22 protein-coding genes and 3 pseudogenes are annotated in these 23,742 nt (G+C 58.1%); 9 read left to right on the top strand and 16 right to left on the bottom strand.

The window, feature by feature from the left end; all coding sequences use genetic code 11:
- Positions 1-160: 160 nt before the first annotated feature.
- The 3 genes from L2I46_RS27020 (at position 161) to L2I46_RS27010 (ending at position 2,480) form a co-directional block, all read left to right on the top strand.
- Positions 161-775, top strand: a complete 615-nt coding sequence (locus L2I46_RS27020) for a recombinase family protein (protein ID WP_000904906.1) — start codon at positions 161-163, stop codon at positions 773-775.
- A gap of 65 nt (positions 776-840) precedes the next feature.
- Entirely contained in the window at positions 841-1,644 is an 804-nt protein-coding gene (aph(3'')-Ib, locus tag L2I46_RS27015) for an aminoglycoside O-phosphotransferase APH(3'')-Ib (RefSeq protein ID WP_031943936.1), read from the top strand.
- Complete coding sequence (locus tag L2I46_RS27010) at positions 1,644-2,480, top strand: aminoglycoside O-phosphotransferase APH(6)-Id (RefSeq protein WP_000480968.1); 837 nt, start codon at positions 1,644-1,646, stop codon at positions 2,478-2,480. The genes aph(3'')-Ib and L2I46_RS27010 overlap by 1 nt, the downstream gene beginning before the upstream one ends.
- A 160-nt stretch (positions 2,481-2,640) precedes the next feature.
- Here L2I46_RS27010 and L2I46_RS27005 read toward each other — a convergent pair whose 3' ends face one another.
- The 4 genes from L2I46_RS27005 to L2I46_RS26990 form a co-directional block, all read right to left on the bottom strand.
- Positions 2,641-2,922 (bottom strand): DUF427 domain-containing protein, encoded by a 282-nt coding sequence (locus tag L2I46_RS27005; RefSeq protein ID WP_003464986.1) that lies wholly within the window; start codon positions 2,920-2,922, stop codon positions 2,641-2,643.
- Between the two features lie 67 nt (positions 2,923-2,989).
- A complete protein-coding gene (gene grxC, locus L2I46_RS27000) occupies positions 2,990-3,262 on the bottom strand; it encodes a glutaredoxin 3 (protein ID WP_005005995.1) in 273 nt (90 codons plus the stop codon).
- Positions 3,263-3,715: 453 nt separating this feature from the next.
- Positions 3,716-4,462 (bottom strand): ferredoxin reductase, encoded by a 747-nt coding sequence (locus L2I46_RS26995; protein WP_002118292.1) that lies wholly within the window; start codon positions 4,460-4,462, stop codon positions 3,716-3,718.
- A complete protein-coding gene (locus tag L2I46_RS26990; RefSeq protein WP_003464980.1) occupies positions 4,455-5,057 on the bottom strand; it encodes a sulfite oxidase-like oxidoreductase in 603 nt (200 codons plus the stop codon). Before L2I46_RS26990 ends, L2I46_RS26995 begins: the two co-directional genes overlap by 8 nt.
- Positions 5,058-5,524: 467 nt before the next feature.
- Between L2I46_RS26990 and L2I46_RS26985 the strand changes: the two genes are divergently transcribed.
- Positions 5,525-5,995: a TlpA family protein disulfide reductase gene (locus tag L2I46_RS26985; protein WP_003464979.1), complete on the top strand. Its 471-nt coding sequence runs from the start codon at positions 5,525-5,527 to the stop codon at positions 5,993-5,995.
- 325 nt (positions 5,996-6,320) lie between these two features.
- Here the strand turns inward: L2I46_RS26985 and L2I46_RS26980 are convergent, their stop codons facing one another.
- From L2I46_RS26980 to msrB, 7 genes are all read right to left on the bottom strand, one after another.
- Positions 6,321-6,614 carry a DUF1330 domain-containing protein gene (locus L2I46_RS26980; protein ID WP_010591688.1) on the bottom strand — a complete coding sequence of 98 codons (294 nt, stop codon included), beginning with the start codon at positions 6,612-6,614 and terminating at the stop codon, positions 6,321-6,323.
- A gap of 58 nt (positions 6,615-6,672) precedes the next feature.
- Entirely contained in the window at positions 6,673-7,104 is a 432-nt protein-coding gene (locus L2I46_RS26975) for a GlcG/HbpS family heme-binding protein (protein ID WP_005006001.1), read from the bottom strand.
- Positions 7,105-7,176: 72 nt separating this feature from the next.
- Positions 7,177-8,190, bottom strand: a complete 1,014-nt coding sequence (locus tag L2I46_RS26970) for a zinc-binding alcohol dehydrogenase family protein (RefSeq protein ID WP_002118279.1) — start codon at positions 8,188-8,190, stop codon at positions 7,177-7,179.
- A 447-nt stretch (positions 8,191-8,637) separates the two neighbouring features.
- The gene (locus L2I46_RS26965; protein ID WP_003464971.1) at positions 8,638-9,606 is read right to left on the bottom strand and encodes a magnesium and cobalt transport protein CorA; all 969 of its coding nucleotides are present in this window, start codon (positions 9,604-9,606) and stop codon (positions 8,638-8,640) included.
- Positions 9,603-10,307: a glutathione S-transferase N-terminal domain-containing protein gene (locus tag L2I46_RS26960; protein ID WP_003464969.1), complete on the bottom strand. Its 705-nt coding sequence runs from the start codon at positions 10,305-10,307 to the stop codon at positions 9,603-9,605. Before L2I46_RS26960 ends, L2I46_RS26965 begins: the two co-directional genes overlap by 4 nt.
- Before the next feature lie 140 nt (positions 10,308-10,447).
- Positions 10,448-10,987, bottom strand: coding sequence for a peptide-methionine (S)-S-oxide reductase MsrA (gene msrA, locus L2I46_RS26955; protein ID WP_003464967.1), 540 nt, complete (start codon positions 10,985-10,987; stop codon positions 10,448-10,450).
- Position 10,988: 1 nt separating this feature from the next.
- A complete protein-coding gene (gene msrB, locus L2I46_RS26950; protein ID WP_003464965.1) occupies positions 10,989-11,432 on the bottom strand; it encodes a peptide-methionine (R)-S-oxide reductase MsrB in 444 nt (147 codons plus the stop codon).
- 128 nt (positions 11,433-11,560) lie between these two features.
- Here msrB and L2I46_RS26945 point away from each other — a divergent pair.
- The 3 genes and pseudogenes from L2I46_RS26945 to L2I46_RS26935 form a co-directional block, all read left to right on the top strand.
- Positions 11,561-12,241: pseudogene (locus L2I46_RS26945) on the top strand (IS630-like element ISAhy2 family transposase); the annotation flags it as partial.
- Between the two features lie 105 nt (positions 12,242-12,346).
- Positions 12,347-13,294 (top strand): IS30-like element ISAs2 family transposase, encoded by a 948-nt coding sequence (locus L2I46_RS26940; protein ID WP_019706001.1) that lies wholly within the window; start codon positions 12,347-12,349, stop codon positions 13,292-13,294.
- 31 nt (positions 13,295-13,325) lie between these two features.
- Positions 13,326-13,679: pseudogene (locus tag L2I46_RS26935) on the top strand (IS630 family transposase); the annotation flags it as partial.
- A gap of 277 nt (positions 13,680-13,956) precedes the next feature.
- Here L2I46_RS26935 and L2I46_RS26930 read toward each other — a convergent pair.
- From L2I46_RS26930 to istA, 4 genes are all read right to left on the bottom strand, one after another.
- Positions 13,957-14,973: an IS30 family transposase gene (locus L2I46_RS26930; RefSeq protein WP_090523474.1), complete on the bottom strand. Its 1,017-nt coding sequence runs from the start codon at positions 14,971-14,973 to the stop codon at positions 13,957-13,959.
- A 92-nt stretch (positions 14,974-15,065) separates the two neighbouring features.
- A complete protein-coding gene (locus tag L2I46_RS26925) occupies positions 15,066-16,187 on the bottom strand; it encodes an ISAs1-like element ISPa60 family transposase (protein WP_113994897.1) in 1,122 nt (373 codons plus the stop codon).
- Positions 16,188-16,541: 354 nt separating this feature from the next.
- The gene (gene istB / locus L2I46_RS26920; protein WP_113994896.1) at positions 16,542-17,345 is read right to left on the bottom strand and encodes an IS21-like element ISPst3 family helper ATPase IstB; all 804 of its coding nucleotides are present in this window, start codon (positions 17,343-17,345) and stop codon (positions 16,542-16,544) included.
- Complete coding sequence (gene istA, locus L2I46_RS26915) at positions 17,338-18,837, bottom strand: IS21-like element ISPst3 family transposase (RefSeq protein WP_024012635.1); 1,500 nt, start codon at positions 18,835-18,837, stop codon at positions 17,338-17,340. Before istA ends, istB begins: the two co-directional genes overlap by 8 nt.
- Before the next feature lie 116 nt (positions 18,838-18,953).
- On the opposite strand from istA, the pseudogene L2I46_RS26905 reads away from it, so the two are divergent.
- Both L2I46_RS26905 and L2I46_RS26900 read left to right on the top strand, forming a co-directional pair.
- Positions 18,954-21,734 (top strand): annotated as a pseudogene (locus L2I46_RS26905) (zincin-like metallopeptidase domain-containing protein); the annotation flags it as partial.
- A gap of 21 nt (positions 21,735-21,755) precedes the next feature.
- Positions 21,756-22,205: a KfrB domain-containing protein gene (locus tag L2I46_RS26900; protein ID WP_010466474.1), complete on the top strand. Its 450-nt coding sequence runs from the start codon at positions 21,756-21,758 to the stop codon at positions 22,203-22,205.
- A 691-nt stretch (positions 22,206-22,896) separates the two neighbouring features.
- Here L2I46_RS26900 and L2I46_RS26895 read toward each other — a convergent pair.
- Complete coding sequence (locus L2I46_RS26895) at positions 22,897-23,454, bottom strand: recombinase family protein (protein WP_010466470.1); 558 nt, start codon at positions 23,452-23,454, stop codon at positions 22,897-22,899.
- Positions 23,455-23,742 lie beyond the last annotated feature (288 nt).

Genomic DNA, 23,742 nt, shown 5'->3' with positions numbered 1-23,742 from the left:
TTCTGCCGATCGGTTAGAGTGACGCGACGCGGCATACATGTTCCTTTTTCAAAATCTGATAGCGTTCAAGACGCTTTATTTATGAAGCTGGTTGAGATACATTTCCAGAGGTCAATGCAATCGTGGCCGAAGCGCCGCCTCAAACCAACGTTTGTGATACATGCTGATCGGATATGCCCGCGTCTCCAAAGCCGATGGCTCGCAGTCTCTCGACCTGCAGCACGACGCCTTGCGCGCCGCAGGTGTCGAACGGGACAATATCTATGATGATCTTGCTTCCGGCGGTCGTGATGATCGCCCTGGCTTGACTGCCTGCCTCAAGTCATTGCGTGACGGCGATGTGCTGGTGGTCTGGAAGCTCGATCGCCTCGGACGATCGCTTGCCCATCTGGTCAACACGGTGAAGGAGCTGTCAGACCGCAAGATCGGCCTGCGGGTTCTGACTGGAAAGGGCGCTCAGATCGACACCACGACTGCGTCCGGTCGCATGGTGTTCGGAATCTTCGCCACCTTGGCCGAGTTCGAGCGGGATCTGATCCGAGAGCGCACCATGGCGGGTCTCGCCTCCGCGAGAGCGCGCGGTCGCAAGGGCGGACGAAAATTCGCGCTCACCAAAGCTCAGGTGCGTCTCGCGCAAGCCGCCATGGCCCAGCGCGATACTTCAGTTTCCGATCTCTGCAAGGAACTCGGCATCGAGCGCGTCACTCTCTACCGATATGTCGGTCCCAAAGGCGAGCTCAGAGACCATGGAAAGCATGTTCTCGGACTTACGTAGCAACTCGTTTCTTTTCGCAGGTTGAGCCACCTCCGCGCTTCATCAGAAAACTGAAGGAACCTCCATTGAATCGAACTAATATTTTTTTTGGTGAATCGCATTCTGACTGGTTGCCTGTCAGAGGCGGAGAATCTGGTGATTTTGTTTTTCGACGTGGTGACGGGCATGCCTTCGCGAAAATCGCACCTGCTTCCCGCCGCGGTGAGCTCGCTGGAGAGCGTGACCGCCTCATTTGGCTCAAAGGTCGAGGTGTGGCTTGCCCCGAGGTGATCAACTGGCAGGAGGAACAGGAGGGTGCATGCTTGGTGATAACGGCAATTCCGGGAGTACCGGCGGCTGATCTGTCTGGAGCGGATTTGCTCAAAGCGTGGCCGTCAATGGGGCAGCAACTTGGCGCTGTTCACAGCCTATCGGTTGATCAATGTCCGTTTGAGCGCAGGCTGTCGCGAATGTTCGGACGCGCCGTTGATGTGGTGTCCCGCAATGCCGTCAATCCCGACTTCTTACCGGACGAGGACAAGAGTACGCCGCAGCTCGATCTTTTGGCTCGTGTCGAACGAGAGCTACCGGTGCGGCTCGACCAAGAGCGCACCGATATGGTTGTTTGCCATGGTGATCCCTGCATGCCGAACTTCATGGTGGACCCTAAAACTCTTCGATGCACGGGTCTGATCGACCTTGGGCGGCTCGGAACAGCAGATCGCTATGCCGATTTGGCACTCATGATTGCTAACGCCGAAGAGAACTGGGCAGCGCCAGATGAAGCAGAGCGCGCCTTCGCTGTCCTATTCAATGTATTGGGGATCGAAGCCCCCGACCGCGAACGCCTTGCCTTCTATCTGCGATTGGACCCTCTGACTTGGGGTTGATGTTCATGCCGCCTGTTTTTCCTGCTCATTGGCACGTTTCGCAACCTGTTCTCATTGCGGACACCTTTTCCAGCCTCGTTTGGAAAGTTTCATTGCCAGACGGGACTCCTGCAATCGTCAAGGGATTGAAACCTATAGAAGACATTGCTGATGAACTGCGCGGGGCCGACTATCTGGTATGGCGCAATGGGAGGGGAGCAGTCCGGTTGCTCGGTCGTGAGAACAATCTGATGTTGCTCGAATATGCCGGGGAGCGAATGCTCTCTCACATCGTTGCCGAGCACGGCGACTACCAGGCGACCGAAATTGCAGCGGAACTAATGGCGAAGCTGTATGCCGCATCTGAGGAACCCCTGCCTTCTGCCCTTCTCCCGATCCGGGATCGCTTTGCAGCTTTGTTTCAGCGGGCGCGCGATGATCAAAACGCAGGTTGTCAAACTGACTACGTCCACGCGGCGATTATAGCCGATCAAATGATGAGCAATGCCTCGGAACTGCGTGGGCTACATGGCGATCTGCATCATGAAAACATCATGTTCTCCAGTCGCGGCTGGCTGGTGATAGATCCCGTCGGTCTGGTCGGTGAAGTGGGCTTTGGCGCCGCCAATATGTTCTACGATCCGGCTGACAGAGACGACCTTTGTCTCGATCCCAGACGCATTGCACAGATGGCGGACGCATTCTCTCGTGCGCTGGACGTCGATCCGCGTCGCCTGCTCGACCAGGCGTACGCTTATGGGTGCCTTTCCGCAGCTTGGAACGCGGATGGAGAAGAGGAGCAACGCGATCTAGCTATCGCGGCCGCGATCAAGCAGGTGCGACAGACGTCATACTAGATATCAAGCGACTTCTCCTATCCCCTCGGAACACATCAATCTTACCGGAGAATATCGTTGGCCAAAGCCTTAGCGTAGGATTTCGCCCTCTCCCGCAAACGACCCCTAATTGAGATGTCGGCGCCCGCATGGCTATCAGCGAAGTCGTCCGTCCAGTCTGCTAGGCAACGTCCACGCCTTTCCAGAAAGCGATGTAATCCCGGATACCCTCGGCATCCGGAGTGGGGGCGGGATAGGTCCAAGCGGCGTTCACGTTGAGCGCGTCACCCGCGCGAACATGAAAGAAGCGCGCGGCGCCTTTGATCGGACAGACAGATGTGTGCGGGCTCATCTCAAGCAGGCTCAGGTCGACTCCTGACGGTGGGAAGTAGTGATTTCCCTCGACGATGACTGTTTCGTCGCTTGTGGCGATAGTAGTGTCTTTCCAGATGGCTGAGACCAACGGACTCTCCTTTTGTATTCATCAACCGGCGAAGGCTCGCGGGCTGGCTGCCCCAAGCCGCACCTCCTCAGGTGGCAGGCGGGTTGCGCCCGAGAAGTTTGTCGAGCTCGCCTCTGACATCGAGCGCGAATAGCTCATCGGAGCCACCGATAAGGGTGCCATTGATGAAGATCTGCGGCACGGAGCTTCGCCCCGACGCTTCCGCCATGGCCTGCCGGTGAGCCGGATCCGCCTCAATATCGAGCTCCTTCCATCGCACGCCCTTTTCCTTGAGGAGCGCCTTCGCTCGGCGGCAGAACGGGCACCAATTCGTGGTGTACAGCAATACATCAGTTGTCATATTGCATCTCCGGCAGTTGCACGCGGATCGCTGTCATGGCGTTGATCTCCAATTCGCGGCGTTCAAAGATGGCGACTGCACCTTGGCCGACATCGGAGCAGATGCTGACGATTGGCCGCTATCCAGGCGACATGGCCCAAAGTGCTTTCACCGCCAGGCAGAGGCCGCACGCGCCTCCTGTAGCGCCGAGCCGATGCTCTAAGGTAACCGAGCCTCGATTGGGACGGAAGCGGTCCCGCTCGAATCGCCCATCATGCTGGTCGAGCATATCAGGACGACGGATAGTGCAGGAACTTTCAAATTGAGCTTGATGTCGAGCCAGGTATCGCGAGCGAAGGCGTTCTAGAGGCCGGGGGGTACGAAGACTGTGTTCGGCAAAACGGTTCACGTTGATCGCCAAAGCTTCCCAGGGCGCACGTCTACGATCGGCGCGACGTGAGATAGCTCGCGCCGCTAGCCCCCGTAGCGCTCCGTCTTGATGATGGAGGCGTCCAAGCCCGCCAGCAGCGCGCTATCGGTTGCGATGTTGACGAATCCGTTAGACCCGCAGACGAACACTTGCGTCGGCTTTCCCTGAAGCCTGGTTAGAATTTCTTGGACCATCATGCCGTCGATCCGTCGCGCAAAGTCCGATGCGCGAACCGGTTTCTCGCGCGTAATCGCGAGCGCCAGGACGAACGCCGGATCGCTGATTTCGATGCAATGAAGTTCTTCTGAGAAGAGAACGTCCTCGGCGGTTCGTGCGGACAGGAGCAACGCTGTCGGAACGGCTTGGGCCAATGCGCGGCGCTGCCGGATCATTGCCATCAACGGCACGAGGCCGGAGCCTCCCCCGATCAACAGAACCGGATCTATGGCAGGCTCAGGCCAAAGGAAATGGCCACCGAGCGGACCGCGAACTTCGATTTCGTCACCAATCGCCGCGATGTCGTGAAAAAACGGCGAAACTTCGGCATCCGGCATGCGCTCGATAGCTATCTCGACGATCGGGGTCGAAACTGCCGATGACGCGATCGAGTAGCTGCGCATTGCACTGTAGCCGTCGGGCGCGGTCAGCCGGATATCGACGTGCTGACCTGCGGTGTGCGCGAACGGCTTGCTCAACCGAAGGAAGAAGCTCTTGATACTCGGTGTTTGCTGGATGATGTCGTCGATCACGCATGATTGCCACGAACGGACTTGCGCTTCGTTTTCAGTCATGGGTGTATCGTTGTTCGCGCCACGGATCGCCGTAGATGTGATAGCCGTGCAGCTCCCAAAAGCCGGCCTCGTCACGCGTCGTGAATTGCAGCGCATTCACCCATTTGGCGGATTTCCAGAAGTAAAGGTGCGGCACTAGAAGACGCGCCGGCCCCCCATGATCGCGGGAAAGTGGCTTGCCCGCATAACTGAGGGCGACCATCGCTTTCCCGGAAAGCAGATCCGTCAGAGGGACGTTTGTCGAATAATTATCGTAGCAGTGCGCCAAGACGAAATCGGTAGGCCGATCAAGCTCTGCATCTGCAAGGATGTCTTCAATGAGTACACCCTCCCAAACGGTATCCAGTTTGGACCAAGAGGTGACGCAGTGAATATCCTTTGTCACCTGGGTCTTTGGTAGAGTGTTGAATTCGCCCCAATTCCACGTTTTGACGGGCTTCGGACCAATTTTGACTGTGAATTTCCAGTCGGAGGGCTCTACCCTCGGCGTAGGGCCGGCCGACAGAACAGGGAAATCCTCCACCAGATGCTGACCTGGCGGAATCCGATCGGACTGGTCGCCTGAACCGCGACCGGTGAAACCTCTGGTGACCATAGTGACCCCTCTTGCTCGATACGGCAGACCGAAGCCGGCCTTCATTTCAGTACTCTGCGTAAAGCATTTGCCCGCACATCCGCCGAATAAGCCAATCGACTAAAAATCAGATACAGATGCTCTATCATCGTAAAAAATCGCGTATCGAACATAGCGTCAGGCCAGCATGATTCCCAATACCCAATGGCTATAGGGTAGATAACCCCAAGGCTGCGTACGCTGATCTGCGGTATGCGGAGCGGAAGTTGCAGGTTCGCTCTCAAACGGATGGGCAGCGTGCAAAGCTCAAGGCTCACCAGCGCATGGTTGCCCAGTTCGCGCTCGCCGGCAGCTTGAGTATATTAAGGACGAAATGTCGATCTGATCTATTCTGGCTTCAGGAAATAGGGAAAATAAGGTCGGACGTTCGCGCACCGTCGCGACGCGCGATCATCCACTAAGCTTCTGTATCGGGGTTGGAGGATCAGATGAACGAGATCGAACGACAAGCGCCTGAGCTGCGGGTGCAAAAATGGATTGGCAAAGATGGGGAAAGTATCGCGCCGTTCAAACTGTCAGATATCGGGCCCGGCCCGAAAATCTTGTTTGCCTTCCAGCATTGGTGCCAAGGTTGCCATTTGCATGGGTTTCCGACGCTACAAAAGTTGCATGCAGCGTTGAGCTCAAAAGACGTGGGGTTCGCAGTGATCCAGACCGTCTTCGAAGGAACGCATGAGAATACCTTCGAGAAGTTGCGCGTGAACCAGCTCAAGTATGAGCTTCCTATCGTTTTCGGTCACGACGAGCAACCGACCGGCTCGCCGTTTCCAACCTTCATGGAAGACTACCGCACACGAGGAACTCCGTGGTTTACGGTTATCGACGCTGGCGGTAGCATTGTTTTCTCGGACTTCCATCTCGACGCGGAGCGACTAGTGAAGCAACTTGAGCAAGGTTAATCGTTGGAAGGTGGGCAATCATCCTGATTGCCACCCATCCCCTGATGCCCACTACAGGCGTTGCGCGCTGTAACTCTGTTGATCAGCGTGCGAAAACCCGGATCCGGATAGGAGGAGCGTCAACGATTGAATCAATCCGTTGGGAGAGGGCGGCTCCGCTCCGTCAGCTCGGCAATAGATAACCCATTCTCGCCGAGCAACTCTCTGATCCGATCGACGATATGAGCCCCTAGCGCCGCTGTCTTGGTCCCCCCCACAGATTCCCAAGATGCGAGTTCACACGCCGATACCTCGTGGTCAGCGCCGAAGTGCTTCTGTCGGTATGTCACCGCCGCCCTTCAATGATAAAGGCGCGGTAACGGGAACCGGCAAAGCGTTGAGCAGCGATGGTTTGGTAGGCGGGACTGTCATACCAGTCGCGAGCGGCCTGCATCGTCGGGAAACGCAAGATTACGGCCCCTTCGATGGGCGGCCCCTCCAAATGCTGGATCGCGCCATAAGCGGCGAGAAAGGTAACGTCGTGACCATCGAACGATGGTCCGACGCCTGCAGAATAGGTTGCGAGTGCATGTGGGTCGCTGGTTTCTTCCCGCGTAAAGACGACGAACGCTTCCATCATTAGGCCTCTCAAAGGTTGGATCTGTTGGCCATTACCACCGGTGATGGCCTCACAGTCGTCAGGCTGGCAACTGGAACCCGATTTTCATGAGTGCCTCGACGCACGCATCCTGATCCTGCTGATAGTTGCCTCCGGAGATGCCTATGCCGCCGATCAACTTCCCATCCTCCAGAATCGGATAACCGCCGCCGACAGCGACCATCCGAGGGCGATAGGCTAGCGGCGCCACTTTTGGATCGTTGGTCACATAGTCGTTCCAGACATGGGTCGGGAACCCAAACGAGGCGGAACTCCAGGCCTTGTCGATGGCAACATCGACGGTAAGGAACGGCGCATCGTCGGTGCGCTCGAACGCGCGCAGGTTACCGGTGGCGTCGACGACGGCGACGGCAGCCGGGATGCCGATGGCACGGGCCGCAGCGAGCGCCGCGTCGATGAGGGCGACTGCGGTTTCGCGGTTGATCGAGGCGGTGGCAATAGATTTGGTCATGGGATTCTCATCGCTGGGGCATAACCCGTTCGGCTTTTTGAGGTTGGACAAGATGTTTGGCGATCGCGGTCGTTAGAAGCCTTCGAGGACGATCTTGCCTTTAGCCGCGCCACTTTCGATCAGTGCATGCACCGTCTTCAGATTGGCGGCATTGATCGGCGACAGTCGCCGGGTCAGCGTCGTGCGGATTTTGCCGTCGTCAACCAGCGCTGCCATCGCATCCAGAATCTCGCCCTGCTCATTCATGTCGGGCGTGCCGTAGATCGACCGCGTGAACATCAGCTCGTGGTGGATCGACACCGCCTTGCGCTTGAAAACCATGATATCGAATGCCTTGGGATCGTCGATCAGTCCGAACCGTCCTTGTGGGGCGATCAGTTCGGCGATGTCGGCGACATGTTGCTCGGTATGCGTGGTCGAAAAGACGAAAGCGGGAGCACCGATGCCGAGTTCGGCGATCTGTGGCGCGAGCGGACGAGAATGGTCGATGACGTGGTGAGCTCCAAGCCCTCTTACCCACTCTTGGGTTTCCGGTCGAGAGGCTGTGGCGATGACGGTGAGGTCCGTGCGCTGTCGCGCGATCTGGACGGCGATCGACCCAACCCCGCCCGCGCCACCGATGATGAGGATCGCCTCCGCCGCACCGGGTACGGGCTTCGCCACGTCCAGGCGGTCGAACATCGCCTCCCAGGCCGTCAACGTCGTCAGCGGCAGCGCCGCCGCTTCCGCCCAGGAGAGCGACGCAGGTTTGTGACCGACAATCCGGGCGTCGACGAGATGGAACTCCGCATTGGTACCGGGCCGTGTGATCGATCCGGCATAATAGACCTCGTCGCCTAACTCGAACTGCGTGACGTCGGGGCCGACCTCGCGCACAATCCCGGCGGCATCCCATCCCAGCACCTTCCAATCGCCATCTGCCGGCGGCGTGCTGTTGCGGACCTTGTAGTCGACCGGGTTGACCGAGACGGCCTTCACCTCAACCAGGATATCGTATCCTGCAGCGACAGGCCGAGGCAGATTGATGTCGACCAGCGCGGCATCCGCGGCGATGGGTCCCGGAACCTTGTAACCAATGGCTTTCATAAATGTCTCCAGCTTGCTTGATCGGATGACGCGAATGCTCGTTAGTCAACTTCTTCTACATTGAGGTCCCGACTCTTGAACTGGGTCGCGGTAGCAGATTTCATCGAACACGTCGATCAACAGGCCCTTATGCTCGGTCGCCGGATCGGTGATCGCGTAGAGGGTGGAGGCGTTATCGCCATCATCACCGCTTCCGAGGCGAAACGCCGCGTCGACGCAGATGCCGCACGGACCGATGGTTGATCCTGGCTCGAGATCGACGAGATTGCTGTCCTTGACGCGCTATTCGCGGTCTTAGCCCTTGGCGATGAAGGACTGAACTGCTTGTAGAGCGTCGGTCAGCTGCTATGTCATGGACGCACCTTCATCTTGAGTTGGATTGGACAAGCTTCCGTATAAGGCCCGCTGTAACCGTCAGATGACGGCGAAGAAAACGATGGGCAGTATTCACAGCCACTTAGCCTTCTTGAAGCGCACAAATAGGAAAACGCACGATATCGCTATCACTCCGAGCACGACAAAGTATCCGTAGGCCGTGTCCAGCTCCGGCATGTGCTTAAAGTTCATGCCGTATATTCCAGCGATCGCCGTCGGGACTGCCAGTATTGCCGCCCAAGCCGCCAGCTGGCGGGTGATCACCCCCGTCCTTTGCGCTTCAAGAAGGCTGCTGGCCTCAAAGACCGTGGACAGGACAAGCAGGAGGCCGTCGACCATGGACTGCACGCGGTGGACATGGTCCGCGACGTCGTGGAAATATGGTGTCATTTCGGCGCTGATGCAGGGAAAGTGGCCGCGAACGAGCTTTCGCACCAGCTCGGCCATAGCCCCGAGCGTGCGCTGGAACCGCGTGAGTTCGGACCTTAGTTCGAAGATTCGCGCCACCTCTTCTGGCCCGAGGAAATCGTGCAGCGACCGTCGCTCCATCGCCAGGACGTCGTCCTCGATCATTTCGAAGATGGGCAGATACTGGTCGACCACGCGATGCAAGATCGCGTGCAGCACATAGTCGACACCCTTGCCGAACTGCGTCGGCGATGCCTCGAGTTGCTCCCGAAGTTTGCCCAGCGCTCCGGCATTGCCGTGCCGCACGGTGATAAGGTGATTGTGACCGGTGAAGATCGCCATCTTGCCGTAGCTGATCCGGTCGCCGACCAGCTCGGCGGTCTGCGCGACGACGTACAACTCATCGTTGTAGACCTCGAGCTTGGGCGGGCACAGCGGGTGCATCGCGTTGTCGATCGCCAACGGATGAAGATTATATGTCCTTTGGATCGCGAGTAGTTCCTCGGGGGTGGGTTCGCTAAGCGCGATCCAGCAGAAGCCCGAGCGACTCTCGCCCAACTTGACGTGCTCATCGAGCGCGATTTCGCGAACTCGCTTGCCTTCGTTGTAATAATAGGCGGCGATGATGCTCATGCTGGCCTCGCGGGAATGTGGAGGCCACGCTGGACGGCCGGTCGAGCCAGCCCGCGTCCAAGCCATGCGCGGACGTTCGAAAAGCTGCTGAGGCCAAGGATGTCACCCGCAGCGTAGAATTCCACCAGCGCATTCACCCAGCCGAGCGTCGCGATGTCCGCGATCGAATAGTCGTCGACGATCCAGTCGCGGCCTTCCAGCCGGCGATCCAGAATCCCCAGCAGACGCGTGGATTCGTCGATAAAGCGCTGTTGCGGCCGCTTGTCCTCATAGTCCTTGCCGCCAAATCGCAGGAAGAAGCCGAGCTGACCGAACATCGGCCCGATGGCCGACATCTGAAAGAACACCCACGCTAGGGTCTCGTAACGCTGGCCTGGTTCGGTGGAGATGAACTGACCCGTCTTGTCGGCCAGATAGAGGAGGATCGCACCGGATTCCCATAAGGCGATGGGTCTACCGTCAGGGCCAGCCGGATCGATGATCGCCGGTATGCGTCCGTTCGGGTTCAGCGACACGAACGCCGGATCCTTCGACTCGTTGTTCGAGATGTCGATCAGGTGGGGCTCGTACGCCAGGCCAGTCTCCTCAAGCATGATCGAGACCTTGACGCCATTGGGCGTAGGGGCTGCGTAGAGTTGCAGGCGATCGGGATGAGATGCCGGCCAGCGCTGCGTGATCGGAAAGGACGAGAGGTCTGGCATAAATCTGCGATCCTGGTGTTGCGATGGCGACTGACTGGAACGAGCCGTCACTCTGAAGTAGGGTTCGATGACCGCGTCGCTGAACGACGCGGTCACGAAGATTGCGGACCGGATCGGCGCAGTGGCAACGGCAGTGAAGCCTATTCCGCCGCGGTCCCGGCCGCTGGCTGTACGTCGTCAACCTTTTGGCGCTTCGGAAGCACCCAGCCGGGACGGACGAAGTGGCAGGTGTAGCCGCCCGGGCGCTTCTCCAGATAATCCTGGTGATCGGGCTCGGCCTCCCAGAACTCGCCGACCGGCTGGACCTCGGTCACCACTTTGCCATCCCACAGCCCCGAGGCATCCACATCGGCGATCGTATCCTCGGCGACGCGCTTCTGCTCCTCGTCGACATAATAGATGCCCGACCGGTAGGAGAGCCCACGATCATTGCCCTGGCGGTTCAGCGTCGTCGGATCGTGGATCTGGAAGAAGAATTCCAGGATGTTCCGGTAGCTCGTCACTGTCGGGTCGAAGACAATCTCGATCCCCTCGGCATGCGTGCCGTGATTACGATACGTGGCGTTCGGAATATCGCCGCCCGTGTAACCCACACGGGTCGAGATGATGCCGGGCCGCTTGCGGATCAGATCCTGCATGCCCCAGAAACATCCTCCTGCGAGAACAGCGCGCTGATGCATGTTAAGCCTCCTCTACTTGATCGAGATATTCACCGTATCCCTCGGACTCCATCTCGTCGCGCGGGATGAAGCGAAGGGACGCTGAGTTGATGCAGTACCGCAGACCGCCGCGGTCGGAAGGACCATCGGGGAACACATGGCCGAGATGACTGTCTGCGTGTACTGACCTGACCTCCGTCCGGACCATGCCGTGTGCGCTGTCCCGCACCTCGTTCACGTTTGCCGAAACGATCGGCTTGGTGAAGCTGGGCCAGCCAGTACCCGAATCGAACTTGTCCGTCGAAGCGAACAGTGGCTCTCCCGACACTATGTCGACGTAGATGCCAGGCTCCTTGTTGTCGTTGTACTCGCCCGTGAAGGGCCTTTCGGTGCCCGCCTCCTGGGTAATTCGGTGTTGCTCGGGAGTCAGGTGGTCGATTGCTGTCTGTGACTTTTCAAACTTCATTACAGTCTCCAATACTTATCTAAATAGCTGTTCCGAATAGTAGATCACCGGAGGAAGGGAACTCAGTCCAGTTTGTGCGATCTGATTAGTCGCTAAACAAAACAAGCCACACCCAAAGGACTGAGTTGATGCCTATCCTACCACCTCTGCCACGACCACAACGGCGCCGCATTCACAAAATCATCCATGCCACCCGTGATAAAGGACATGCTCGTCGCTTGATGGCCATCTTGCTGTTACATGAAGGACGCACGATCACCGATGTTCATCACCTTACCGGCGCTGCGCGCTCGACCATCGGTCGTTGGCTTCGGTGGTATCGAGATGAAGGCATAGATGCGCTAGAAGCCTTACCGGCTGGCCGTGCCCCAGTCTTACCTATCGCCAAGATTGTCACCTTACTGGTGCTGCTCATGCAGTTTTCTCCGCAAGATTTTGGTTATCAGCGCAGCCGTTGGTGTACTGAACTATTGGCTATAAAAATCAATCGATTAACAGGGCTCAATGTGGCAGCCTCCACGCTCCGCCGATGGTTACCTCGTATGGGCATTGTCTGGCGCAGGCCCGTGCCGACCTTGCGGATAAAAGACCCAGCCTATCAGGAAAAAATGGCGAATATCGACGCCGCGCTGGCCCGCTGTGATGCCGATAATCCGGTGTTTTATGAGGATGAAGTCGATATAGACCTCAATCCCAAATTAGGAGCCGACTGGATGTTCAGAGCGCAGCAAAAGCGGGTTGTCACACCGGGGCAGAATGCCAAGCATTATCTGGCAGGCGTTCTCCACGCAGGCAACGGAAGGGTACTTCGGGAATTCAGATAATAAGTGCGACACTCATGGATGAATGGCGAGAGGTGGCCAACTGATGATTGGTGGTACCCTTATGCTCGCCAAAGTAAAAGCAGTATCACCATGAGCTATCAGCAGTTGACCGAGGGGCAACGATACCAGTTATCGGTGCTTCGCGCACAGGGGATGTCCATCCTTGCCACCGCACGCGCCATTGGCGTTCATCGCTCCACCCTCTACCGGGAGCTGCGTCGTAACGCCGGGCCGCAGGGCTACCAGCCAGACAATGCGCATCAGCACGCCACCCACCGACGGGCCAGTGCGGCCAAATCTCGGCTATCTGCCGATGTCATCCAGTTTGTCGAGCTGACACTCGCCTGGTGGTGGAGCCCGGAGCAGATAAGCGCGGTGGGCAAGCAGATAGGCCTCATGGTGAGTCACGAGTGGATATACCGCCATGTGGCCGCCGACAAAGCCCGGGGTGGCCAGTTGTACCGCCATCTGCGCCAGGGCCACAAGCGCTACCGCAAGGGGGCGAGCAGCCTGCGTTCTCCCATCAAGGAAGCCCGCTCTATTGATGAACGGCCGGCTATCGTCGATAGCCGGGAGCGGCTCGGTGATTGGGAGGCGGACACGGTGCTGGGCAAGCAAGGCACAGGTGCACTGGTCACCCTGGTGGAGCGCAAGAGCCGGCTCTATCTGGTCAAGCGGGTCGCGAGCAAACAGGCTGGGGTGGTGCGGGATGCGATAATCGAGATGTTAACGCCCTACATCGAGCAGGTGCATACCATCACCTTTGACAACGGCGGCGAGTTTGCCGAACACAAGGCGATAGAGGAAGCGCTGGGTGCCGAGACTTACTTTGCGCACCCTTACTCTTCGTGGGAGCGCGGTCTGAACGAGAACAGCAATGGGCTGTTGAGGCAGTTTATCCCAAAGGGAACAGACCTGAGAGAGGTCACGGACGAGGATGTCAGGAGAGCGGAGCAGTGGCTCAACCTACGACCTCGGAAATGTCTCGGATTCAGGCAGCCTGTCAAGGTATTCGAAGAGTACCGTCAGGCGGCATAGGCGAGTGTCGCACTTCGAAGTTGAATTCGCGCTTTACGTCAGCGGGATCAAGAAAAACTCATCGCTGTTTATTGCCATGCTGGAAAAGCTGCGCCACCACTACCGACGAGCCAAAACCATCACGTTGATCCTCGATAACTACATCATTCACAAAAGCAAACAGACCGAGCGATGGTTGAAGAAGAATCCCAAGTTCTGCCTGGTGTTCCAGCCAGTTTACAGCCCTTGGGTTAATCACATAGAACGGCTATGGCACAAGTTACATGAAACCATCACGCGCAATCATCAATGCAGAGGGATGGCAAACCTGCTGGCCCGAGTGAAACACTTCATGGATACCGTGTCTCCTTTCCCGGGGAATGGCTATGGCACAGCGAAGGTGTAGCACTATTGGGATCAGTTATTTAGAGGGCCAGGCACGCTACCGCTAATTTTTTATGTCTCCTGATTTGCTCCTACAATGGTAGTGGGATGGCAAACGAGGTTTTACTAAGTGTTGGAAAATTAGAGATTTAAATTTCGCGTCTATTAGTTCTAGCGCAACTGAGTGGTTAAGCAAGTACGTAATCAGTAAATATTAAAAAAATAACACAAAAGCACGATTATATAATACAGTGTCAGTGTTTTATGATAGGCGGTTGCAGGGGCTGAGTGCAACACGGTTATTGAATTGAAGCAGGCGCAGCATGATGCATTCCTACCACCTCTGTCATGACTTCAATCGGGCACTTCCAGTTGAAGCGTTTGCGCGGGCGAATGTTCATCAGGTAAGCGATCTCATCCAGCTGCTCCTGGCTGTGTACCGACAGATCTGTGCCCTTGGGCAGGAACTGGCGAATCAAGCCGTTGATGTTCTCGTTACTGCCTCGCTGCCAAGGGCTATGCGGGTCGCAGAAGTAAATGGCTACACCAGTGTTTTGCGTGATCTCGGCGTGCTTGGCCATCTCCCGGCCCTGGTCGTAAGTCATGCTCTTGCGCACCGCCAACGGCATCCGATTAAGCGCTGCACTGAAGCCCTCCATCGCCGACGTGGCCGTCGCGTCGCGCATCTTCACCAGCATCAAGTAGCCGCTGGTCCGTTCAACCAATGTACCGACAGACGATGCATTGGCCTTGCCTTTGATCAGGTCACCTTCCCAGTGTCCTGGCATAAGGCGGTCTTCAATTTCAGGCGGGCGCACGTGAATACTGACCATGTCGGGAATTTGCCCACGACGGTCAACGCCGCCACTGCGAGGTCTTCGCGAGCTCTTGCCCTGACGCAGGCAGATGATCAGCTCCTTACGCAACTCGCCAACCGGCAAGGCGTAGATCGCGTTATAGATGGTCTCACGACAGACGTAGGCGTCTTCAAAACTGGGAATGCTCATGCTGCGCAGCTTGCCGGCAATTTGCTCTGGAGAAAAGCGTTGGCGCAACAGGGCGATAACCAGCTCAAACAGTTCGCTGCCGGGCAGCAACCTTCGCTTCGGCCGACAGGCCTTGCGCCGGGAAAGAGTTCGGCTCTGAGCAGCATGGGCAACGTACGCAGCTTTCGGCCTACTGTTACGACGCAGCTCTCTGCTGACTGTGGATGGACTACGGCCCAACAGACCGGCGATTGCTCGCTGACTCAAGCCGTTCAGCTGGCCGATCTGGATCGTGACGCGTTCTTCAATGCTGAGTTCGTGATAGGACATAGGGCCGACACCTTACCGAAAGGTTCAGGTGTTGCACTCAGTTTCCGCGGCCGCCATAATCAACAACGCCTGTCAAGGCAATCGCATGAAGCTCACCTGAGACCTAATAGTTCAGCCCGATAATCATCAGAGGTTGCAGCAATCAGCCTTCGTGCCTTGATGCCACCCTTGCGCTTGACCGGATCCAACCGGATCAAATTCAATGTAAGTTGCTTGAGAACGGCCATGTTGTGGGCAGCATGCCCGGTTTGGATCCGCATCTGATCGTCACCAAAAATGACATCCATGCACCAGTGGACGCGGTTCTCCACGCCCCAGTGCGCCCTGATGGCATGTGCGATGCGCTCTGCATCCGGAGCAAGACTGCTGATGTAGTAACGGCGCTCCAGGCTGGTCTGGTTGCCCACAGTCCGCTCGGACTCCAGCATCACGAAAGTGCGCAGTCCTGGCCAGCGTTCTGGCTGTGGCAGGCACTGGAGTTGGTCGAAAACATGGCAGCGACGAACCTCCAGCCGGCCATGGTCCTTCTCGACATGCTCGAAGTGCGCATGGGGTACCCGGGCAGGATCGCCGTCCAAAAAGGTGTCAGCGAAGTCATCGATCGCTTCGGCCAGCTTCGGCTGGTTTCCCTTGATGGCCAGCAGATAGTGCGCCCCGCGATCGAGAATGGCCTGTGCAATGTCCGGCTGGGTACCCATGGCATCGATCGTCACGGTGCAGCCCTCAAGCGCCAGTGTGGCCAGCAGCTCAGGAATGGCGGTCTTCTCGTTGGACTTCTGGGAGGTCGCCCTCTGCCCGAGAATCAGCCCTGAATCAGCCGCAAAAGCGCTGACCAGGTGCAACGGGGCCGTGTTTTTCTTGCCGGAGCGGCGACTGGTCTTGCCGTCTAGGGCAACCACTTGCGGAGAAAGGGCCGGTAGGATCGCCGCAACCCAACAGCGGAAGGCCTGCTCGAACTCCTCTGGATCGATCAGGCTGAATAGCCGTCCAAAGGTGTCGTGTGAGGGAATGCCGTGGGGTAGTTTCAGAATACGGCGGAACCAGTCCAGCCGCTGCTCAGCCCAGAGTTCGATTTCGATGAAGGTGTCAGCGCCGGCAAGCACGCCGCAGATAGCCACGACCAGTGTTTCGACCAGGTCGTGACGAATCTTGCCCTGCTGACGGGGATCATTGATGGCGACCAGAACATCGGAGATTGGTATGTGATGCGACATTGCAGGGCATCCTGAGTAGAGAGGCGCTCAGGATGCCCGCTGGGAAAGGACTCATTCAAATCGGCAGGCGTTCATGCGATTGCCCTGCAACGCCTGTTTAGATGCTGGTAGATGCGAATTTTTTGGCGTACAGTCAAAATTTTCTGATGGTTGCTTAGTGTGTTGGCGCTGATGGAAAATTGACCCACCCTGCCGATTGAAATTTGACCCAGGGCGGATTGCTGATTTTGTTACCAGCAACTGTGGATAAGTCTACCAGCGCAGCTGCTGTTGCCCCCACTCCTTCGCTAGCCCAGTTCAGTTGTTTAAGACCTGCCACACGCAGCCATGTAGCAGGCCGTCGTCGCCATGAAATCAGAACGGCTCATCGTCCTCCGGTTCCTGGCCGCCCTTACGCTTTCGCTCCCGTGATTTGATCTTGGCCTGGGCCGCCAAGCTACTGTGTTGCAGGCGATAGGACTCGTTACCGGTTTCGACGATGTGGCAGTGGTGGGTCAGCCGATCCAGCAGGGCGGTGGTCATCTTGGCGTCGCCGAACACGCTCGACCATTCGGCGAAGCTCAGGTTGGTGGTGATCACCACGCTGGTGTGTTCGTACAGCTTGGATAGCAGGTGAAACAGCAACGCACCGCCGGCCTGGCTGAAGGGCAGATAACCCAGTTCGTCGAGGATGACCAGATCCATGCGCAGCAGTGCCTGGGCGATCCGCCCGGCTTTGCCGTCGTGTTTTTCGCGCTCCAGCAGATTGACCAGATCGACCGTGGAGTAGAAGCGCACGCGCTTGCCATGCCGGGTGATGCCGGACACGGCCAGTGCGGTGGCCAGGTGGGTTTTGCCGGTGCCTGGGCCGCCGATCAGCACCACGTTCTGCGCGTTGTCGGTAAAGCTCAGATTGGCCAGCTCGCTGATCAAGCGAGCGTCGGCGCTGGAGGCGCTGAAGTCGAAGCTGGCCAGATCGCGGTGCATCGGCAGCTTGGCCATGTTCATCTGGTGGCTCACCGAGCGCATGGCGCGATCTGTGTGCTCTTGTTCCAGCAGGTGTTCGAGCAGCCACTTGGACGAGGCTGTGTTCGACTCACCCTGTGCAGTTAACTCCGCCCAGGCCGTGGCCATGCCGTGCAGGCGCAGCTCCTTGAGTTCCGCCATCAAATCACGCATGACCGATCTCCTCGGTCTGGCCACGCAGGCGGTCGTAGCGCGCCGTGTTAGCGACGGGGGCTTCCTTGAGCGACAAGTGGGTTTCGACGCTGGGTGGTGGTTCGGTCGCGGCCAGGCGCGCCACGACATTGAGGATGTGTTCGGCGCTCAGGCTGCCGCTTTCCAGTACCAGCTCAACAGCCACCAGCACCGCATCGAGCCCGGCGACCGGTACGGCAGCCAGAACTTGCGCCATGATCCGGTCACCGCCGGCATGACGCCCCAGACCGTGCTTAAGCTGACGCAGCGGCGCCGGCAGATCAGCAAAGGGCGCGCCGTTGCGCAGCGCACCGGGCTTGCGTTCGATCAGCGGGAGGTAGTGCTGCCAGTCATAGCTGACCTGGTCGCGATCCAGCAAGCGGACATGGCTGGCGATCAGCGCGTCGTCAGCCACCACCTCGATTCGCGTCGGATACAAACGGCTGCTGACCCACTTACCCGCATACTCACACGGCACCGAGTAGCGGTTGCGCCCGACGCTGACCAGGCAGGTGCTGGAGACCCGCGCAGGCCGCTCGACGTAACCGTCGAATGGCGCTGGCACAGGCATCAGTTCAGCGCGCTCCAACTCCAGCACTTCGGCCACACTCAGCCCGCTGTATTGAGGGTGCGTCAGCTCGTTCCAAAGCGCGCGGCAGCGCTGGCCCAGCCAGGCATTGAGTTCCTCGAAGGAGTGAAACTGGCAGTCCTGGGCGTCTAGCCAGATACGCCTGCGGCTGTCTTGCACGTTCTTTTCAACGATGCCCTTTTCCCAACCAGCGGCGACGTTGCAGAAGTCCGGATCGAACAGGTAATGCGCGCACATCACCGCAAAGCGCGCATTCACCGCCCGGCCTTTGCCCTTATTGACCTTGTCGACGGCGGTCTTCATGTTGTCGTAGATGCCCCGGCGCGGCACGCCGCCCAAGGAGCCGAACGAGCGTGTATGGGCGTCAAATAACATCTCATGGCCCTGGCTCGGATACGCCACAAGCCAGAACGCACGGCTGGCACACAGCTTCAGATGTGCCACCTGCATACGCCGGTAAATGCCGCCGACCAGCAAGCCTTCCTCGCTCCAGTCAAACTGAAACGCCTCGCCAAGAGCAAAGGTCAGCGGCACAAAGGCCTGCGACGCCTTGCCCTGTCCCCCTCGCCAGGCACGGATAAACGCGGTGAGCTGGCTGTAGCCACCGTCATAACCTTCGGCTTTGATTTGCGCCAACAGCGCCTTGGCACTGCGCCGCTGTTGCTTGGGCCGCAGCGAATCGGCTTTTAGCGCCTGCTCCAGCGTGGCGTGAAAAGGGCTGAGTTTGTTGAAGATCGCGCGGCGTTGGTAGACCGGCGGCTTGGCCTCAGGTGCTCTGACCCACTTGCGAATCGTGTTGCGCGCCAACCCGGTGCGCTTGGCTATCTCATGCAGCGACAGCTTGTCGCGGAAATACATCCGGCGAATTTTGCCCATCATTTCCATACTGATCACCCTGTGTTCTCCTGCTCAAAAATTGAGCAGAAGCAGTTGAACACCTGGGTCAGTTTTCAGTCGGCAGAACAGCCTCTACTGGGTCAGTTTTCGGTCAGCGGCAACAATCAGGGGCGCGCATCACACATGCAGGCGGTGATAGGGCGTTTTACCGGCCATCAACCGACAGCATCACCATGCCCGAGCGCGGCCAGTTTCCCTCGGCCGACAACTACTACGCGACCGCACTGCATGAGCTGGGGCATTGGACTGGCCACCCTTCGCGGCTTGACCGTGACTTGTCCAACCCATTCGGGTCGGAGGGGTACGCCAAGGAAGAGTTGCGGGCAGAGATTTCCAGCATGATCCTGGGCAACGAGCTGGGTATTGGCCACGATCCTGGTCAGCACGTTGCGTATGTCGGGTCATGGATCAAGGTGCTGCAAGAAGATCCACTTGAGATCTTCCGGGCAGCCGCGGATGCCGAGAAAATCCAGGCTTTCGTCCTGGCGTTTGAACAGCAGCAAGTTCAAGACCACCAGGTGGACACCGCGCAGCTAGGCCAAGAGCAGGCCGAGGTATTGGCCCATATCCAGGAAGCCCACAAGAACGCCAATCCTGGATACAGCGCCCTGGAGTCGTGGCAGACCCTGGAGCGCACTGCCGAAGCTAACGGCCTCAAGGCAATGCTTCGCTGGTCGAATGCTGGCGAGTACGAGGCGGATATTCGCGTCGAGTACCAGGATACAGACGGAAAATTGATCCCAGTACATAGCGAGCTGCACAGCGGCGACGGTAAAGCTGTGAGCTGCATCGAGGGGCAGCGAGTTCCAGGCACTGGCATGACTTCGGATGATGAGTGGCAGACGAACGCCCTCAACTCTGCAATCGCCACAGCCCGGCATCGGCAGGAACAGCAGGAGGCCAAAATGGAGCAGGGACAGCAGTTGCCCCAACAGGAAATCACACAGCAGCAACTGACCGCCGAGCAATGGGTGCTGGACAAGCTGAGTAGCGACCTTCGCCCTGCCATTGGCCGGATGAACGAGCGGCAGCTAGACACTGTGCAGAGTGTTCTGGATTCGATGCACCCAATGGGCAACAACAACCCGTTCTGGCAGCGCCATGAGCCAGCCGCCGAAGCCATGTACCAGGATGTTGACCAGGTAGAGAAGCAGATATTCGATGCTACTGATGCGGTCAGCGACCGGCGCGAAGTGCTCCAGGGCCAGGGGCTGGTTCAGGCTGATGATATGCAGCAAGCAGTCGAGCAAGCACGACTGCGAGAAGCGCAGGTGCGACAAAACCCGAACAGCACTGACGAGGACATTTCTGCGGCCAAAGAAGAGCGAAAAAATGCCGAGGTGGCGCTTGCTCTAAATGATCCTGAAATGCAGCGGCGAATAGCCGAACTCGAAAAGAGCGAGGCCCGTAGCGAGCAGAGCAGTACCAGCGTGGCCAAGGAAAAGACCTGGTTGGCTGTTCCATACGAGCAGCGCGACGAGGCCAAACAGGTCGCTGGCAAGCTACAGAGCGGCCGTCCCGCCATCGGTTTCGATAAGCAGACTAAATGCTGGTACGCGCAGCCTGGCGCAGACCTGGAGAAGCTACAAAAGTGGCTGCCAGAGAACCAAGTTCGCCAGGCCCCCGCGATGGAGCCGCGAGAAGAGTTCGCCCAGGTCATGAAGGAAGCCGGCCTAGTGGTTGATGGAGAGCACCCCATCATGGACGGCAAATGGCACCGAGTCCCGGTCGAGGGGGGAAGCAAGGGCAACACCTCGGGAGCTTATCGGGGGTTCGAGCTGGAACCCGGCGAGAAAGGCGTTCCTGCAGGTACGATTCAGAACCACCGCACAGGCTTCCAATCAAACTGGAAAGCCAAGGGCTACGCGCTCAGCGAGGGCGACAAAGCATCTTTCAATGCCGAAGCTGCGCAGCGGCAAGCCCAGCGAGAGCAAGAGCGGCTGGTGAATCAAGCCCGCGCAGTTAAGGCGATCGGCGAACTGCTGGCGATCGCACCACAAGCAACAGCGGATCACACCTATCTCCAGAACAAGGAGGCCAGGCCCGGCGACCTCAAGGTTGTACCTGCGGACACAGCGGGCTTGCCTGCCGATTCGATCATCCTCATTGGGAAAAATGCTAGGGAGTCGAAGGCGCTGCGCGAGGCCAACCCGGATAATCTGGTCTTCACAGCCGGCGACTTGCTGCTGACCGCACAGGACAGCAATGGCAACCTCAAGGCTGCGCAGTCAATTCGCGCCAACGGCACGAAGATGTTTGCCAAGGGCACCGAGAAACACCAGAACTTCCATGTCGTCGGCGGCGCTGGCCTGGAGGCTCTGCAAGCAGCTCCTGCCATCGTGATCGGCGAAGGCTATGCCACGGCCGATACGCTGTCCCAAAGCCTTGGCTACGCAACCGTTGCGGCGTTTGACTCGGGCAACCTTCCCCATGTCGCCGCGCAGATGCGCGAGCAGTTCCCCGACAAGCCAATTCTGATTGCCGGGGACAACGATCTTCACCAGGAGCTGATTGACGGCAAGAACCCAGGCCGAACTAAGGCCCAGGAAGCGGCGAAGTCGGTAGAAGGCAAGGCCATCTTTCCGATCTTCGCACCAGGCGAGCAAGCCTATCCGGCTGGAGTGGAACCCATCGACCCGGAGAAGGCCCGCGCCAATAAGCTGACCCCTGAGCAACAAGAAGCTATCAACCAGATGAAGCGTTTCACGGACTTCAACGACCTGGCCACCAAAAGCAGCCTCGGCCGTGAGGCCCTGGATCGCCAGGTGCGGTCGGAGGTTGGCTTAGCCATCGAGAAGCACCAGGAGCGCATCGAGCAGAAACGCCTCGAGCAAGTTCAGACGCAGGCAGAGAAGCAACAACCGCGACGGGCAATGTCGCGCTAACAAGGAGAAGTTGAAGTGGTAATGAAAATTGCAAACCGCAATAACGGCGATGCCGGCGTTCTCATGAAGCCCGAAGGCAGCGTGAAAATCGTAGTGCTGAATGGCAGCCGTCAGATCGACCAGGTTGTACCTGGTGCGGGGAAAGATGGAGAACCGGGCTGGGTCACCATGAAGGTACAGCCAGAGGCAGGATTGCCTAAAGGCATCCACCAACTGAGCGACGCCACTAATCCAGCCAAGAACGTCCACCCGCAAACCTACGGTGGACAGGTGCTGCACGTTGACCAGAAGCATGTCTATCAGTTCGGCCCCAAGGGAATCGTCCAGCATGATCGCAAGCTGTTCGAGAAGGAGCCGGTAGTGGGCAAGTGCTACGAGGTGTCCTATAGCCGAGGTGTTGGCAAGGTCAAAGCAGAGCTGAGCCAGGAGGAAGGGGCCAAGCTGCAAGCGAAAAAGGCGCATACCCTGTGAAAGAGGCTGTCGGCCGGCGCTTAGCCCTGGAAGCGTCTCGACTCAACCTGACTGGCACCGAGACTGCTGCCAGGATTGGCTGTTCCCGGCGCACCTGGTGCTACTACGAAGCAGGGAAGAGCTGCCCGGATGCGGTGGCCTTGGCCAGTCTCGACCAGCTGGGTTTTGACGTGTTGTACGTCATTACCGGGCGCAGGGGTAAAGCGCTGTAGTAGAATCGCCGCCGCTGTACCTTTGGTCAGCGGCAGGCTGGAGTCGCAAGACTCGCCCAGGTGCTCACCCCCTCACGTCTACTTCTGTGGCACCGCGCTCGCTGATCGTCCTATTACAAAGCCCTCGCCTTGAGGGCTTTTTTTCGTCTTCGCGTCAGCAGGCGAAGGCCAGCGCCTCGATCCGTGGGAGTTGTTCATCACGTCCAGGAGCGCGCCAGTTTGTCGGTAGCCACCTCGATCCGTGCGCCCCCCTGACAAATTGTCACCCCTCTACACACGCGGTTTCAGGGGCGCATCACCTGATCCGTGGGAGTTGTTCATCACGTCCAGGAGCGCGCCAGTTTGTCGGTGGCCACCTCGATCCGTGCGTCCCCCCTGACAAATTGTCACCCCCTCTACACACGCGGTTTCAGGGGCGCATTACCTGACCCGTGGGAGTTGTTCATCACGTCCAGGTTCACGCCAGGTCGGCCGGAGGCCTATTCCCGATCCCGCGCCGGCAGGTGTCGATAGAGAGTTGGCAACGATACCCCGATGGACATGGCCACCTCCTTGGCGTCCATCCCGTTGCTCAGCAACGTTTGTGCTGCCTCGGTTTTTGCTGGGGTCATTACCGGACGCCGGCCACCGACCTTTCCGCTACGCCTAGCGGCTTCCAGGCCGGCCCTGGTTCGCTCCAGGATCAATTCCCGCTCCATTTCCGCCATAGCGGCAAGGACGTGGAAGAAAAAGCGTCCAGCGGTTCCTTTGGTGTCGATACCGTCAGTGAGCGAACGAAGATCGACCTTCCGCGCATCAAGTTCGGCAGCAAGGTCAACCAGCCCTTTCATTGAACGACCAAGGCGATCCAGCTTCCACACGACGAGCGTGTCACCCTCGCGGGCGAAAGCCAGTGCATCTATCAGGCCGGCGCGGTCTAGTTTCTTCCCGCTGGCCTTATCGGTGAAAACCTTGTCGCATCCAGCCGCTTGTAGTGCGTCGAGCTGGAGGCGTAAGTCTTGATCGACAGTTGAGACGCGAGCGTAGCCAATCAACATCAGGTGACCACCTGATTAGCGGTCTGGGTTCTGTGGGTCATGGCCTTCTTCTCAAATTTCGTTCTCCCGAGGGTATTTGAGAAAGTTTTTTTGAGAAAGCGTTTTGAGACAAAAAAAGCCCCGCGTTGCGGGGCCTTGGTGTCACTTTCAGAAGGCGACAGCACGAAATATCAAAAGTCGACCGCACGGTCTTTTCTGACGTTGGAGTCGCCTCAGAAAACGGAATCTATGGTCACTCCCGTTTTTGCAACACCGATTTTGACGACAAGTTGGCTTGCTTGAATCTAT

This window comes from Klebsiella sp. 2019SCSN059, assembly GCF_021739525.1.
Lineage (GTDB): Bacteria > Pseudomonadota > Gammaproteobacteria > Enterobacterales > Enterobacteriaceae > Klebsiella > Klebsiella quasipneumoniae.
The sequence above is the reverse complement of the archived record's forward strand: the minus strand, read 5'-3'. Positions and strand labels throughout refer to the sequence as shown.

Bases quoted from the DNA above. Each gene is read 5' to 3' on its own strand.
- L2I46_RS26925 (WP_113994897.1), bottom strand. From the start codon at position 16,187: ATGTCGCATCACATACCAATCTCCGATGTTCTGGTCGCCATCAATGAT.
- L2I46_RS26895 (WP_010466470.1), bottom strand. From the start codon at position 23,454: ATGTTGATTGGCTACGCTCGCGTCTCAACTGTCGATCAAGACTTACGC.
- L2I46_RS26930 (WP_090523474.1), bottom strand. From the start codon at position 14,973: ATGTCCTATCACGAACTCAGCATTGAAGAACGCGTCACGATCCAGATC.
- L2I46_RS26940 (WP_019706001.1), top strand. From the start codon at position 12,347: ATGAGCTATCAGCAGTTGACCGAGGGGCAACGATACCAGTTATCGGTG.
- L2I46_RS26965 (WP_003464971.1), bottom strand. From the start codon at position 9,606: ATGAGCATCATCGCCGCCTATTATTACAACGAAGGCAAGCGAGTTCGC.
- L2I46_RS26960 (WP_003464969.1), bottom strand. From the start codon at position 10,307: ATGCCAGACCTCTCGTCCTTTCCGATCACGCAGCGCTGGCCGGCATCT.
- L2I46_RS26985 (WP_003464979.1), top strand. From the start codon at position 5,525: ATGAACGAGATCGAACGACAAGCGCCTGAGCTGCGGGTGCAAAAATGG.
- msrB (WP_003464965.1), bottom strand. From the start codon at position 11,432: ATGAAGTTTGAAAAGTCACAGACAGCAATCGACCACCTGACTCCCGAG.
- L2I46_RS27020 (WP_000904906.1), top strand. From the start codon at position 161: ATGCTGATCGGATATGCCCGCGTCTCCAAAGCCGATGGCTCGCAGTCT.
- istB (WP_113994896.1), bottom strand. From the start codon at position 17,345: ATGCGTGATTTGATGGCGGAACTCAAGGAGCTGCGCCTGCACGGCATG.
- L2I46_RS26975 (WP_005006001.1), bottom strand. From the start codon at position 7,104: ATGACCAAATCTATTGCCACCGCCTCGATCAACCGCGAAACCGCAGTC.
- L2I46_RS26995 (WP_002118292.1), bottom strand. From the start codon at position 4,462: ATGACTGAAAACGAAGCGCAAGTCCGTTCGTGGCAATCATGCGTGATC.
- L2I46_RS27010 (WP_000480968.1), top strand. From the start codon at position 1,644: ATGTTCATGCCGCCTGTTTTTCCTGCTCATTGGCACGTTTCGCAACCT.
- grxC (WP_005005995.1), bottom strand. From the start codon at position 3,262: ATGACAACTGATGTATTGCTGTACACCACGAATTGGTGCCCGTTCTGC.
- istA (WP_024012635.1), bottom strand. From the start codon at position 18,837: ATGGAAATGATGGGCAAAATTCGCCGGATGTATTTCCGCGACAAGCTG.
- L2I46_RS26900 (WP_010466474.1), top strand. From the start codon at position 21,756: ATGAAAATTGCAAACCGCAATAACGGCGATGCCGGCGTTCTCATGAAG.
- L2I46_RS26980 (WP_010591688.1), bottom strand. From the start codon at position 6,614: ATGATGGAAGCGTTCGTCGTCTTTACGCGGGAAGAAACCAGCGACCCA.
- L2I46_RS26970 (WP_002118279.1), bottom strand. From the start codon at position 8,190: ATGAAAGCCATTGGTTACAAGGTTCCGGGACCCATCGCCGCGGATGCC.
- L2I46_RS26990 (WP_003464980.1), bottom strand. From the start codon at position 5,057: ATGGTCACCAGAGGTTTCACCGGTCGCGGTTCAGGCGACCAGTCCGAT.
- msrA (WP_003464967.1), bottom strand. From the start codon at position 10,987: ATGCATCAGCGCGCTGTTCTCGCAGGAGGATGTTTCTGGGGCATGCAG.